A 13,597-nucleotide genomic window follows, 5' to 3' on the forward strand; every position below is an offset into this window, starting at 1 on the left:
TGAGCGCACAGCAAGCCAACCCCAAAGCCAGAGCTGCCGCGACACACGTCGCCGGGTCGCTGCAACATCTCGACCTCATCGCTGGCCAACTCATCGGCGCCATCACCCTCTACCCGCTGCCCGGAACCCGCTGCGCTAGCAAGTCGCCACACGAATCGCAGACCCTGCCCCAGGGACAGCGTGGCCGTAGACACCGTCACACTGAATAGAAAAAATCTGTTGTCGTCACACTAGACATTGCAACAGAGCTGATGTAGCTTAGATGTCATACACACGAACAAGTCCGATCGGCGCGGGAGAGAATGAACTACCCGCAAGGAAGGATCGCCCAAGCTGGGGGTACCGAGACCGGCAAATGCAAGTCGCAGTACAGGTAAGTCGCAGTACAGGTAAGTCGCAGTACAGGTAAGTCGCAGTACAGGTAAGTCGCAGTACAGGTAAGTCGCAGTACAGGTAAGTCGCAGTACAGGTAAGTCGCAGTACAGGTAAGTCGCAGTACAGGTAAGTCGCAGTACAGGTAAGTCGCAGTACAGGTAAGTCGCAGTACAGGTAAGTCGCAGTACAGGTCTCGGTACACCCGTTCAACGCTCGGGGTTCGCGCCTCCGAGTGCGGTAAGTGAAGTAAGTGAGTAGGAAAGTTGCATATCCCTCCTGGGCCCCGACGCCGCACCTGGCGTCGGGGCCCCTGACCTGTTCCGGACACATCTGCACCCGATCTGAAAGGCGCTGAACACATTCCGAACCCATTGCCGCCGAACAGCCCTGACCACCACGATCTCGACAAGACGCTCGACTTCAAGTTCGACGACGAGGACTACCCCGCCTACAGCATGGGTCATGCCGCCGAAATCCTTGGTGTCACGCCAGCATTCCTGCGCAGCCTCGACGCCGCCCACCTGATCGCGCCAGGGCGCTCCGACGGCGGGCATCGGCGTTACTCCCGTTACCACTTGCGGTTGGCTGCCCGCGCCCGTGAACTCATCGACGCCGGCACCGCACTCGAGGCGGCCTGCCGCATCATCATCCTCGAAGACCAACTCGCCGAAGCGCGCCGGATCAACGACACTCTGCGCCACCAGCAATCCGACACTCCGTAGCCAGTCCCCGAGTCGACACACGCTTCCCGAAAACGTCCGTGGCCGACGTTGGTTCGGCTGCACGATCAGGTGACAGTTTCGGTCACGCGGCCTGACTGGCCGGTCTGGTCATGATTACTTCGAATTCGATCGGGGTCAACCGCCCGAGAGCGGTCTGGCGGCGACGGCGGTGATAGGTGCGTTCGATCCAAGTGACGATCGCAATCCTCAGTTCCTCCCGAGTGTCCCACCGGCGTAGATACAGCTTGCCTTCACGTGTCGGATGCTCGGTAATATCGCTCAGCCACAACCGATTTGGACCTTCGGCAGTGAAGCCCCGCTCCACCAGGTCGTTGTGGACGAAGTTCTCGTCGCCGGACGCCCGTTGACCCATTTCGTGCAAGTCGGTCCCGGCGGAGAAGGCGCGGCCCGCACCGGAGAGCAGCACCACTGCCACGCTGGGATCGTCCGCCGCGTCCCGCAGGGCGCGGGCGGTCGCGTCGTCCCTGCTGTTCGCCGGCGGTGGTGTCAGTACGCGATGAAGAGGATCTCGTCGCGGCTGTACTCGTGCCCGGGATGCTGCTCGGCGAGGTGTTTGGTTGTCTTCTCGACCAGGTCGTCTTCGTCCTTGCCGACGATCACTTCACCGCACGGGCAGTTCAGTCGTGTCTTCATTACAGTCTCGCTCCGTTATCGATGTGCATAGAGGCATGCGGAATCTTTCCATGCCCGCGATCTTCTGCGCAGTGGTCCGGCGCACGAACATCCTGGGTTTCTCCGTCGCCAACGATGGTGCGTGGCTTCGACGCCGCCAACCGCAGCGAGGTTCGTCGAAGTGCTTCGTTCCCTACCGGACCATGAATCCTGCATCGAGGGCCCACTGGGTGCCGGTGATGAATTTGGCTTCGTCCGATACCAGGTAGGCGACGGCGTTGGCGATGTCCTCGGGCTCAAGCATCTGCAGGGGCAAGGCATTTTGCATGCCCGAGATCGAGTTCGATCCGCCGGCGGCCGCTTGCTCCATCAGTGCTTGCATCGCCTCGTTCATCGTCATTCCACTGGCCACCCCGGTGGGATGGATGGTGTTGACACGAATCCATTCCGGTGCCAGGTAGCTGGCCAGGCCCTGCATGAGGGCGACCACGCCTCGCTTCGCGGACGCGTAGGCTGAACCGCTGGCCAGCACTGACGCACTGGCCTTGAGTCCGGCAGTGGAACTGGTGATGACGATCGATCCGCCACGGCCGCCTTCGCGCATGGCCGGTAGTGCCGCCCGAACCGTGTGGAACACGCCGGTGAGGTTGGTGTCGATCACGTCATTCCAATCTGCGAGGAAATCGTCGGACTCCGGTCCCATTCGGATGATCCCGGCGTTCGCGATGACGATGTCGCAACGACCGAACTCGTCGAGTCCGTCCTGGAATGCCGCCGAGAGTCCGTGGAAGTCGCGGACATCGGCCTTGCGGGTGATGATTCGACGATCTTCCTTCTCGACGAGTCGCGCCGTCTCGGCGAGGTCCTCTTCACTCGCGTTGGGGTAGGTCATCGACGCGACGTTCTCACAGATGTCGACAGCGATGATGTCGGCGCCGTCGCGGGCGAGCCGGATTGCGTGCGCGCGGCCCTGACCGCGCCCCGCGCCGGTGATGAACGCGACGCGTCCTTCCAGACCTGACATGGTGTGTCACTTCCTTTTCTCTTGCCGCATCGCAATGGTTGCGTTACTTCACGTCACTTGCGCTCTTGCCGATATCGGCCAAGGTGACGGGTTTCGGGTACTCGCCCTGGTACTCGTAGATCGGTGCGTCGCATCGGTAGAGCCCGTCGATGGTCGGGCCGAAATCGGCGGCTTGCCAGCCGCCCGGGCGGGCCACTTCGATGTCATAGCAGGGTACCGGCCGGTCGGCGACCGACAGATCGACCGGCATCTGCAATCCTCCTGCAGTCCACTCTTTTTCGGCCTTGGCTACATCGAGTGCGCACTTGCGGGTCAACTCGTCTGCACAGCTGCCGGCCGACTTCGCGAACAACACCCATGCGGCGATCGCGCGGATTCCGGGGAAAGTCACGCTTGTGCCAGGAGCGTATTTGTCGTACATCTGGTCGACCTGTCGCACGGCCGGCACCTTGTCGCCACTCTCGAGTGATGCGGCACCGCTGAGGTCGAGGTAGCTGTTCTGGAAGCCCAGCGATCGGCCACCGTTGTCGATGAACTCCTGGTTGTAGGCGTTGTTGGTGGCGTCGATCCAGTCGAGTTTGTAGTCCATGCTGGTGAGGACGTCTTCGAGTTTGAGAAGTTGAGTGAATTGCCCCATGAACACGAGACCTTTGACGCCCTTGCTCTTGATCGACTGTGCGTAGGGTGTCCAGTCCGAGACGCCCGCCGCGGGATACAGCTCGTCGTAGGTGACGGTCGCCCCGAGCGCCTGCATCGATTCGACGGTCTTGGTACCGATTACCTTCGTCACCGGCGAGTCGCCGTTGATGATGCCGACCGCGCCCTTCGATTCGGGATATTTCTGTTGTAGTAGCCACTGACGGAAGCCCTGGAAGGGCTCGTATCTGCTGCCGGTGCTCACCGATGCGGTCACCTGTAGATCGGAGAAGGCATTTTCGGCCTGAACCACCTGCGCGGGAAAGTCCGGGAGTAGGCACTTCAGGCGCTCTTTGACGCCGAGAGCGTCGAGTGCGGCACCACCGCCGACGAGCGCGAAGTCGCTGCGGCAGGCTTCGATCATCCGCTGCCGCACTTCCATCAGCTTCGTGTCGTAGACTTCCGCGACGAGTTTGCGACCGTTGATTCCGCCGGCCGCGTTACACCAGGACGTGAACACCTTCGCGGCGTCGACGAACTCCGGATTCTTCGTGAATCCCACGTCGGAGAAGATTCCAACCTTGATCTCGTCGGCGGTGACACCCTGCGCCGTAGCGCTTTTCGCCGCACCGGGCCCGCACACCCCGCTCAGGTCACCGAAATCGCCCGACCCGACCTCAGCGGATTCTTTCTGGCTGCCACCGGTCGCTTCGGTCTCTGTCCCGCTGCGGCCACTGCATCCTCCCACTACCAACAGCGACACCACCGCAAGGGCGACCACGATTCGCTTGCTCGACACGATTTCTCCTTTGGGCGGCCATCGACGGGAGGCCGGCAGATCAATTGGCATGTAACGAATGTGGTGGACTACTTGAGCATGCTGCCGGCGTCGACCGTCAGCGGGAGGCCGGTGACGTAGCGTGCCTCATCGGAGGCCAGAAACAGCACGGCGTTGCTGATGTCCACCGGTTCGACCCAGCCGACGGGCAGCACGTGCATGAATTGCGCTGCGACCTTCAGGTCGTCGGGCCCGGGGTTCTCGAGGTCGGGGCGGAACATCTTCATGGTGCCCTCGTTCATGAACATCGGGGTGTTGACATTGGTGGGATGTACGGAGTTGACGCGAATGGAGTGCTGCCCCAGTTCCACGGCGAACGTGCGCATCAATCCGACGACGCCATGCTTGGCGGCGATGTAGTGGCCGGTGTTCGGGTAGGCCTTCAGGCCACCCACGGAGCTCGTCAGCACGATGGAGCCACCGCGACCGCCCGAGAGAAGGTGCGGAACTCCGGCTTTCACACTCTTCCACACACCGGAGAGGTTGACGTCGATCATGTCCTGCCAGTCCGACTCGCTGGTCTTGTCCAACGTTTCGCCGCCGTTGCCGATGCCGGCATTGGCGACGATGATGTCGAGTCGGCCGAGTTGGTCGACGCCGCTGTCCACCGCCGCCCGCAGCGCGTCGTAGTTGCGAACGTCGACCTCGGCGGTCACGATGCGACGGTTGTGCCCCTTGACCAGGTCGGCCGTCTCCGCGAGGTCATCGGGCGTCGACGGCGGGATCGCGCTGCCTTTGGTGATCGGCCCACACACGTCGACCGCAATGATGTCGGCGCCCTCTTGCGCGAGCCGCACCGCGTGACTGCGCCCCTGGCCGCGCGCCGCACCGGTGACGAATGCGACCTTTCCTTCAACTCGACCACTCATTTCTTCGCCTTTCGTTGTGTGATACCGAAACTCGGTATTGGAGAACGTCACATGTCGACCGGTAGGGCCGAGCGATCAAGATGCTGGGGTGAACTCGATGTTCAGCTCGGTGAGACCGCGCAGCAGAAATGTCGGTTCGTAGGCATAGCTACGCGCACCGGGGCTGCCGTGTCGATCCGCGCTGATGGTGATATCCCGCACCCGGTCCAGCAGTCGGCTGAGGGTGACCACGCCCTCGACACGAGCCAGCGGTGCGCCTGCACAGGTGTGTAAGCCACGCCCGAAGGCAATGTGCTCGCGTCCATTTCGGCGGTCGAGGCGGAATTCGTTCGGATCCTCGAACTTGCGCGGGTCCCGATTGGCTGCACCGAGGCAGAGCATGACGACGGTGCCTGCCGGGATATGGACCCCGCCCAAGGTTGTGGTTTTGCGGGCGAGCCGAAAGTCGATCTTGGTTGGGCTCTCCATGCGCAGCGATTCCTCGATGAACCGGGGGATCAGGCTGCGGTCCTCGCGTAACAACTGCTGAAGATCAGGCCGATCACCGAGCGTCTGCAGTGCCGAGCTCAGCAACTTCGTCACGGTTTCCTGTCCGGCGGCAAACAGGAAGGTGGCCGGACGAACGACCTCCAACAACTCGGGGATCGAGCCGTCCGGATAAGTCGCGGCAGCCATGGCGCTCAGGACGTCGCCGCGCGGCTCGCGCCGCCGATCGGCGATGTATCCGCCGAACTTGTCATCGAGATACTGCAGCGGATTCGATCCGACCGGCTCGCCGTCGAGCGCCCCGACCCTGCTGCCCGGCCGCATTCCGGCGCCCAGGGCGAGCCGGAATTCGTCACGGTCCTCCTCGGGAACACCGAGCAGGTCGGTGATAACCAGCGTGGCAAACGGTTTCGCGTACTCGCCCAGAAACTCGCAGCGGCCGTTGTCGATGAACTCATCGAGTTGACGGTCGGCCTGCGCCCACATGTAGTCTTCGTTCTCCTTGAGCCGCCGCGGCGTCAAGAGCCTGCCCAGCAGCGAGCGAGCGCGCTCGTGGTCGGGTGGATCCATCGTGACCATGTGCTCGAAAATCGGGAACTGATGCCGGTGTGCCTCGATCTGCGCCGTGATGTCGTCGCCTTCGGGTACGAAGGGCAGTGGCGGAAACGGCCCACCGATCGAGACGCACGCAGAGAAGGAGTCGACGTCTTTGAAGGCCGCGCAGACTTCCTGGTAACCCGTCACGACCGCCACACCGTGGTGCGGCTCTCGAAAGACCGGGTCCTGGCTGCGCACGTAATCGAAGTACTCGTAGGGAGATTGGGCGATTACTTCATCGGAGAAGTAGTCGACTGAGGCGAGATCGGGCATGAACGCTTATCCTTTTCGAGAGAAGTTGAAGGGCCGGTGTTGATTCGGACGGCGTACTTGCTCACGTGGAGACGAAGCTGATCGCTTGGCGCGGGCACGAGTTAATCGCTGCCTGCACCTTGTCCCACATCGCTTCCGGAGGTGTCTCGATACACGTGGCGACATCGTCGTCACCGAGATCGAAGACTTCCGGCGCCGAATCGATGCACAGTGCATGCCCCTCACACAGGCGCGTGTCCACGCGCACTTTGCGCCGCCGGGCGGCTTGGTTCGCGGTGTTGTTCATCGGAAAGTTGTCACCTCGTCGAATTGGCGTTCGAGTCATCGCATTCCAATGCGAATGTTCTTGATCTGCAGAAACTCGTGCAGGCCGGCCAACCCGCCGGTACGGCCGAATCCGCTCTGCTTGTAACCGCCGTAGGGTCCCTGCGGCGAGATGTCGCTGAACGTGTTGATCCACACCGAACCGGACTCGAGTTGCCGCGCGACCCGGTGTGCGCGCGTCAGATCATTGGTCTGCACGAAAGCATTGAGACCGTACGGTGTGTCGTTGGCGATTTGCACAGCTTCCGACTCGTCCCCGAAGCGGATAATTGATACGACGGGGCCGAATGTCTCTGTCTGGGCGATCGCCGAGGCGTTGTCCACGCCGGCGAAAACTGTGGGCTCGATGTAGTAGCCCTGCGACAGTTCGCCACCCATCCGCCGTCCGCCCGTGACCAGCTCACCAGAGGCGTGGGTAACCGCATCGTCGATCTCGGTGACGATGCGATCGGCGGCCCCTGCGCTGATGACGGGTCCGAATGCAACCGCCGGGTCGAACGGGTCGCCGATCTTCGCCGAACCGACGACGGCGACGAACTTCTCGACGAAATCGTCGTACACCCTGTCGTGGACCAGAATCCGGCTCGCGCAGGCACAGCTCTGCCCCGATTGCATCAGCGGGCCCTGATGTGCCGCCATCATCGCGGCGGCGTCGAGGTCGGCATCGTCGAACACGATGTTGGCCGACTTGCCACCGAGTTCGGCAACGACCGGTGTCAGATCGGCTGCCGCTGCCACAAGGACTCTTCGGGCAGTTGCGCCGCCACCGGTGAAGTGAATCTTCTTGACGTTAGGGTGACGAACAAGGGCCTCACCCCCGGCGGCCTGAGCAGGGACCACATTGACCAAACCGGGCGGAAGCCCCGCTTCGATACACAATTCGCCGAACCGAAGTGCGGCCAACGGTGCCAACTCCGATGGCTTGAGGACGACCGCGTTGCCTGCTGCCAGAGCGGGCGCGACACATGAGGCGGCCACGGCCAGTGCGCCGTTCCACGGTGCAATCACCCCGACGACGCCGTAGGGTTCGCGCTCGATAATGTTGATGTCGAACGAGCCATTGACCGGTGTACTCACACCATTCGGCTTGTCGACATAGCCGGCGAAGTGACGCAGGAACCGCTCCAGCAGTATCGCGGTGCCGGCAAACGACAGCGGGACGGCGTAGTCGTGCACGTTGAGCCGGGCGAACTCGTCGAGGTGGTCGTGTACGACATCCGCCAGATCGATCAGCAGGTCTCGGCGGCGGTCCACTGTTAGCGACATCCATTCCCGCTGTGCCTGCGTACCCGAATCGACGGCTCGGTCGATCTCTGCAGCCCCGGCCAGGGCGACGGTTGCGTTCGGCAGTCCGGTGGCCGGGTAGATGTGCTGATGCATCCCACCGGAGGAATTTGTGACGCGGTCACCGCCGATGAGCAACCCCGCGGCAGTGCTGGTAGCAGGTGCGCTCGTCACGATGTCGTCTCCAGTTCAGTACGCCATTCGTCCAGACAGCGCTGCTTCTGCTCACCGATGACCTGATTCAAGTTCGACGCTTTCGGCCAGCCGTAGTAGGCAGCGAAATGCAATGCGATCTCGTCCATCTCGTCGAAGGAAACATCGCGACTCTTCAATGCGGCGTAGACGTGGCTCATGATCGGCATCGGTGCATCCTGAATCGCCACGCAGGCGACCGTGATGAGGCGACGTTCCTTCATCCCGAGTCCTGGGCGCAGCCACATCTCACCGAACACGAAGTTGAGAATTCCGGCGCCCGAATATGGGTTGTCTCGGGTCGGCGCGACCGGCATGCAGTTGATGTCCTTGAACGATTGCTCACCACCGGACACGCGCAACTCTGGATCGCTCGCAGTCACCAGCGGCAGCAGCGGCTCCGGCTCCGGTGTCGTCTGCCCGCGTTCATGATGGATACGCTCCCACTGCTGGTCGACCACCATGTTGAACCGCGACGCCTTCGGCCAGCCGCCATAGACCGCGAAATGCAGTACCGTTTCCCGCATTTCGGAGATCGTCACATCACCACTGTTCAACGCGGCGTACACGTGATCGACCAGCGGACCCTCCGCATCGGCGGCCGCGACACAGGGCAAGGTGATGAACCGTCGATCCCGGCGACTCAACGCCGGACGCGACCAGATCTCGGCAAACACGTAGTCGACCAGATTCGCCGCCGCGGGCGTCGCATCCTCGGGCGCGGAAAACGTCATCACCTCGGCGAATTCTCGCCGACCGCGCGTCGCCCGGTCGGTATCGATCGTAGTCATGAAAGTTGTTTCCTCCTTGGGAATCTCGGCGCTACATCCTGCTGCAGGCGCCGGCATCCACCGGGGCTCTATCCGTGATGTGGGCCACACCGTCGGACAAACATGATGTGGATAACCGTGTTATTCCGCTACGATAACCTCGTTATCCATCGATGGCAAGGGGGTTCGGACCGTGTCGAGTACTGACGTGACGAACGCGGAGGGGAACCGGCGTGCCGACCGCGTATTGGAGATCGTCGTCGAACTTCTGGAGAGCGAAGGCTACGACGCAGTGCAGCTGCGCGAGGTCACGCGCCGCGCAAAGATGTCGCCGAACACCATTTACAAGCGCTACGCCAACCGTGACGAACTGATCCTTGCAGCGCTCGAAGTGTGGATGGCGGAGAACCGATATGCCGGCGTGGGCAAAGAAGCCCACGAGCCTGGCGAGTCGCTCTACAGCGCGATGATGGGTCTGCTGCGCCCCATCTTCGAACCATGGGAGCACCACCCGGCAATGCTCAAAGCGTACGTCCGCGCCCGGGCCGCACCCGGTGGACAACGGCTGATCAACCAAGGATTCGACATCGTCGTCCCCGCAGGACTCGAGGTGCTCGCCTCAGTGGATGAACGGTTCATCGCCGACCTCGACAACATCCTCTCGACCGTGGTCTACGGGCTGATCGGACGGTTCGCCGCCGGCGAGATCGCCGTCACCGACCTCCTGCCAATCCTCGACCGCACCGTGTACTGGCTGACCACCGGTTACGAAGCGCGCGTACAAGGCGCCGCAGGCGAGCCAAGCAAGGACTGAAGCCTCCGGCGGTGGGCATCTGCGGCGTGCGGCCGGCGGTCATTGCGGCGCGACCGAGGTCGGCGCCGTCGTGGAGCGCCGTTGTGGACTGACTCATGCAGTGGTCGGTCGCGGAGGAAACTGGCTCGGCGCGGAGCTGATTCTCGACGATGCGGACCGAAAGTCGTTGCTGGACAAGTTCGATGCATGGCTGGGCTGTGATAGTTCGGCTGCACGGACGCTGAAGTGCTATCCAACATCCGTATACCGCAACCATCCATCGGCGGCCGCTCCTCGGCGGATCGCGGACGGCACTCGATGCCACGATGTTGGGTGCCAGTGGAGTCACCAAGCGGAAGGTCATCGGAGTCGGAATTGGTAGCCGGTCCGTCTCATCTCCCCCGCCCCGTTTCGGCGGCGGCGAGGACATTTTTTAGATGCTGCACTTTCCGACCGCCGCCACTGTTGAGGGCCCAACCCCGCTCAAGAAGTCCACGAGTAGGCGGTTGACCTCGTCGGGCTGCTCGAGGTATCCGTAGTGGCCGCAGTTGGCGATCTCCTCGTAGCGGGCTCCGGGGATGGCGTGGGCAACTTCGCGGCCGTAGGCCGGTGGCGCCATCCGGTCGTCGGCGAAGCCGATGACCAGGGCGGGGACGGTGATGCGGGCATAGTCGCCAAGCCGGTTGCGTGATCTGTCCATTCCGAGTTGGGCGCGCACCCCCGCCGAGATTCGCGGTGCAGCGGAGAACTCGAAGATGTCGAGCCACTCCTGCGCCTTCTCGGGGTTTTCGAGGGTCTGCGGCGAAAGGTGCAAGAGCGCGTTCACCGCCGCGGCGTACTGCGGTGGCAGTTCCACTCCCTTGTCATGGAGGGCCCGTCTCCCCAGGTTGAGGGCACTTTCGACTGGATTCGACCGCCCGGTGGTGGCGAGCATAACGGCCTTGGCGACCAGGTCCGCGCGCGCCAGGGCAAGTTCCGCGACGATCCGCGCTCCCATCGAGGTACCGACGACATGTGCAGGTGCACCACCCAGGTGTTCGATCAGTGCGGCGGCGTCGGCCGCGAGATCGTCGATGCTCATGTTGTCCGAGCCCTCGTCCGACGGCGCGATCCCGCGGTTGTCGAAGGTTGCGACCCGGAATCCCGCCTTCACCAGGGCTGGGACCTGGTACGAGTTCCAGACGCGGCCCGGACTGCCGCTCCCCATGACCAGCAGCACCAGTGGACCGGTGCCGGTGACGGTGTAGTTGAGTCGGATTCCGTTGAGAGTGGCGATGGGCATATCTGATTGGGTCCTTTTCATAGTGCAGGGGTGGGGCGGTTTGGCCCGGCGGCACTTGTGGTCTCGCCCAGCTTTCGCTGGAGCCGGCAGATCTAGCGGGCCGATCGGTATCGGGTCTCGTACTCCGCACGGTCTTTGTCGCGCCTGCGCTGCTTGTGGGTACCGAGGAGCTGTGGATCGAGGCCGTGGCTGAGGAGCCGGTGACGCAGGTAGACGTCTTTGAGGGCGGTCAGGAAGTAGAGGAAAGGGACGAACAGCAGAAGGACCATGCCGATTCGGATGATCCACGGACCGGGGAGGAACAACAGGGCGGTGAGAATGGGGACGAGGGGTACCAGCCAGCGGATCGCGTAGCGGCGGGTGGCGCCGGGCCCGGTGATGTCGTTGACGACCCATTCGTGAAGGGTTGATGGCAGGGTTCGGCCGGCGAGGTAGCCGAGCCGCTGGCGCGTCGTCGGTTTGGTGCTGGGTTGGGTCTGTGGCATCGGTCAGTCCTCTGTACTGGTGGCGGCGTAGCGGCTTTCGGGCAGGACAAGCGTTCGGGCGTAGCTGATCGCCCGCGGGGTCGTGTCGAAGACGTGCCGGTCCTCGCTGTCTGTGGTGGTGAACACCCCCAGGGCCTCGAGCGGGCGCAGATGCTCCGGCTTAGCCCCCGAGATCAAGACAGTGATGTGACGATGTTCGAGCTTGGTGATGGTGTCCTTGAGGACAATGGCGCCGGTTGCGTCAAGCGCGGTGACCCGCGACATGCGCAGGATCACAACCTTCACGTCCGAGACCTCGGCGAGTTCGAGCAGAAACCGGTGCGCCGCAGCGAAGAACAATGCGCCCTCGATGCGGTAGGCGACGATGTGCTCGCGGAGGAGTTCGTGTTCTTCTGCCAGGTGATCGTCGTGCTCGAGGGGGACCTGTTCGATCCGCGCAGACTTGGCGACCGCCCGCAAGGCCAGGATCGCGGCAAATCCGACACCGACGGCGACCGCGGTGACCAGGTCGAACACGACCGTGACGAGGAACGTTGCGATCATCACGACGGCGTCGGCGCGGGTGGCGCGGGCGATGGCGAGGACGGAGGCGGTTTCGACCATTCGGACGGTGGTGGCCAGGAGCACTCCGGCGAGGGCGGCTAGGGGGATTTCGGCGACGAGACCGGCGGCCATGTACACGATCGCGGCGAGGATAAGTGCGTGCGTCAGGGCGGCAAGCCTGGTGCGGGCACCAGAGCGGACGTTGACCGCGGTCCGGGCGATCGCGCCGGTGGCGGGGACTCCTCCGAACAGGGGTGCGGCGATATTCGCCAGGCCTTGCCCGAACAGTTCCCGGTCGGGATTGTGGCGCGTGCCGACGCCCATCGAATCGGCGGCGGTCGCCGACAGGAGCGATTCGAGTGCCGCCAGCGCTGTCACCGCAAGAGCCGGTGCGATCAGCGAGGTGAGATCGCCCGGGTGTAGAAAACTGAGCGTCGGTGCGGAGAACCCGGACGGAATGGCGCCGATACGCGCGATTTCCAAGCCGAACAGTTGGGCGACGACGGTCGCTGCAGCGACCGCAACGAGGGAGAACGGAACCCTCGGAAAGTAGCGTCCGCCAATGAGCATCGCCACCCCGACGACCAGCGCGATCGACGGTGCCAGTATCGACGGATCCGCCACGAATTTACGCACGGCATCGAACGCGGACTGCCACACCTTTTCGCCCTCGGCGCCGGAGATCCCCAGGGCGGCCGGGATCTGCTGCAGGGCAATGACAACGGCGATACCCGCGGTGAAACCCTCGATCACCGGGGCGGGCATGTACCGCACCGCCCGGCCGACGCCCGCGAACGCCAGACCCACCAACAGCACCCCGGCGATCAGTCCGACCGCCAGCACCCCCGTCGGGCCGTATTGGGCGACAATCGGCACCAGAACCACCGTCATCGCCCCGGTCGGACCGGACACCTGGAAGCGGGAACCGCCGAACACCGCCGCCACGGCACCGGCAATGACCGCGGTGGTCAGGCCCGCGGCGGCGCCGAGGCCGGTGCTGACACCGAAACCCAAGGCCAGCGGCAATGCCACCAGCGCGACGATCAGGCCCGCGAGTAGGTCGGCGCCGGGTGCGCGGAGCGCGGGTTTCCACTCGATCCACCGGGGCAAGAGTTCGGCAACCGACGCAAAAGTGCCGACCACGCGGCGACCTGCAGGGCCGGTCGTGTTCGCGGGTCCGCTCGGGCCTCCCGGTTCAGACATATGCAGCTTCCTCGGTACCGATAATCTCGCAGTATAGTTAATTGCTAACATTAGCAACTAACGAAGCCAAAGGATTGCACGACTCCATCAACCGCGCACTTCTGTCAGCCGGCGGAGTCGCCGACCAGCGCGGCGGACTCCGGCAGGTCTTCGAGCAGCTCAGCCTGGCCCGCGACGACGCCGGTAAGAATCCCCCGGGCGATCGCCAACAGGTCCGCGACTTTCGGTGAGGTCAGTGCATAGGAGACCGATAGGCCTTCCCGTCTGG

At 63.3% G+C, this 13,597-nt stretch carries 13 protein-coding genes and 3 pseudogenes; 2 read left to right on the plus strand and 14 right to left on the minus strand.

Annotation, left to right across the window (positions count from 1 at the left end):
* Positions 1–746 precede the first annotated feature (746 nt).
* The gene (locus tag OG921_RS24935) at positions 747–1,097 is read left to right on the plus strand and encodes a MerR family transcriptional regulator (protein WP_266115237.1); all 351 of its coding nucleotides are present in this window, start codon (positions 747–749) and stop codon (positions 1,095–1,097) included.
* Positions 1,098–1,179: 82 nt separating this feature from the next.
* On the opposite strand, the pseudogene OG921_RS24940 reads toward OG921_RS24935, so the two are convergent.
* From OG921_RS24940 to OG921_RS24985, 10 genes and pseudogenes are all read right to left on the minus strand, one after another.
* Positions 1,180–1,437: pseudogene (locus OG921_RS24940) on the minus strand (hypothetical protein); the annotation flags it as partial.
* A pseudogene (locus OG921_RS24945) lies at positions 1,438–1,578 on the minus strand (enoyl-CoA hydratase-related protein); the annotation flags it as partial.
* A gap of 26 nt (positions 1,579–1,604) precedes the next feature.
* On the minus strand, positions 1,605–1,751 hold the full coding sequence (locus OG921_RS24950) for a DUF1059 domain-containing protein (RefSeq protein ID WP_266115238.1): 147 nt from the start codon (positions 1,749–1,751) through the stop codon (positions 1,605–1,607).
* 172 nt (positions 1,752–1,923) lie between these two features.
* Positions 1,924–2,754, minus strand: coding sequence for a mycofactocin-coupled SDR family oxidoreductase (locus OG921_RS24955; protein WP_266115239.1), 831 nt, complete (start codon positions 2,752–2,754; stop codon positions 1,924–1,926).
* Between the two features lie 43 nt (positions 2,755–2,797).
* On the minus strand, positions 2,798–4,189 hold the full coding sequence (locus OG921_RS24960; protein ID WP_266115240.1) for an ABC transporter substrate-binding protein: 1,392 nt from the start codon (positions 4,187–4,189) through the stop codon (positions 2,798–2,800).
* Positions 4,190–4,257: 68 nt separating this feature from the next.
* Entirely contained in the window at positions 4,258–5,097 is an 840-nt protein-coding gene (locus OG921_RS24965) for a mycofactocin-coupled SDR family oxidoreductase (RefSeq protein WP_266115241.1), read from the minus strand.
* A 75-nt stretch (positions 5,098–5,172) separates the two neighbouring features.
* Positions 5,173–6,453, minus strand: a complete 1,281-nt coding sequence (locus OG921_RS24970; RefSeq protein ID WP_266115242.1) for a cytochrome P450 — start codon at positions 6,451–6,453, stop codon at positions 5,173–5,175.
* Between the two features lie 61 nt (positions 6,454–6,514).
* Positions 6,515–6,739 (minus strand): ferredoxin, encoded by a 225-nt coding sequence (locus OG921_RS24975; RefSeq protein WP_266115243.1) that lies wholly within the window; start codon positions 6,737–6,739, stop codon positions 6,515–6,517.
* A gap of 35 nt (positions 6,740–6,774) precedes the next feature.
* Entirely contained in the window at positions 6,775–8,235 is a 1,461-nt protein-coding gene (locus OG921_RS24980) for an aldehyde dehydrogenase (RefSeq protein WP_266115244.1), read from the minus strand.
* Positions 8,232–9,044: a carboxymuconolactone decarboxylase family protein gene (locus OG921_RS24985; RefSeq protein WP_266115245.1), complete on the minus strand. Its 813-nt coding sequence runs from the start codon at positions 9,042–9,044 to the stop codon at positions 8,232–8,234. The genes OG921_RS24980 and OG921_RS24985 overlap by 4 nt, the downstream gene beginning before the upstream one ends.
* Before the next feature lie 187 nt (positions 9,045–9,231).
* On the opposite strand from OG921_RS24985, the gene OG921_RS24990 reads away from it, so the two are divergent.
* Positions 9,232–9,837 carry a TetR/AcrR family transcriptional regulator gene (locus OG921_RS24990; protein ID WP_266115246.1) on the plus strand — a complete coding sequence of 202 codons (606 nt, stop codon included), beginning with the start codon at positions 9,232–9,234 and terminating at the stop codon, positions 9,835–9,837.
* A gap of 412 nt (positions 9,838–10,249) precedes the next feature.
* Here OG921_RS24990 and OG921_RS24995 read toward each other — a convergent pair whose 3' ends face one another.
* The 4 genes and pseudogenes from OG921_RS24995 to OG921_RS25010 form a co-directional block, all read right to left on the minus strand.
* Positions 10,250–11,098 carry an alpha/beta fold hydrolase gene (locus tag OG921_RS24995; protein ID WP_266115247.1) on the minus strand — a complete coding sequence of 283 codons (849 nt, stop codon included), beginning with the start codon at positions 11,096–11,098 and terminating at the stop codon, positions 10,250–10,252.
* A 92-nt stretch (positions 11,099–11,190) separates the two neighbouring features.
* Positions 11,191–11,583 (minus strand): DUF5313 family protein, encoded by a 393-nt coding sequence (locus OG921_RS25000; protein ID WP_266115248.1) that lies wholly within the window; start codon positions 11,581–11,583, stop codon positions 11,191–11,193.
* A gap of 3 nt (positions 11,584–11,586) precedes the next feature.
* A complete protein-coding gene (locus OG921_RS25005) occupies positions 11,587–13,329 on the minus strand; it encodes a SulP family inorganic anion transporter (RefSeq protein WP_266115249.1) in 1,743 nt (580 codons plus the stop codon).
* A 104-nt stretch (positions 13,330–13,433) separates the two neighbouring features.
* A pseudogene (locus OG921_RS25010) lies at positions 13,434–13,597 on the minus strand (transcriptional regulator); the annotation flags it as partial.

The sequence above is a fragment of the Aldersonia sp. NBC_00410 genome (assembly GCF_026342035.1).
Classification (GTDB): Bacteria; Actinomycetota; Actinomycetes; order Mycobacteriales; family Mycobacteriaceae; genus Aldersonia.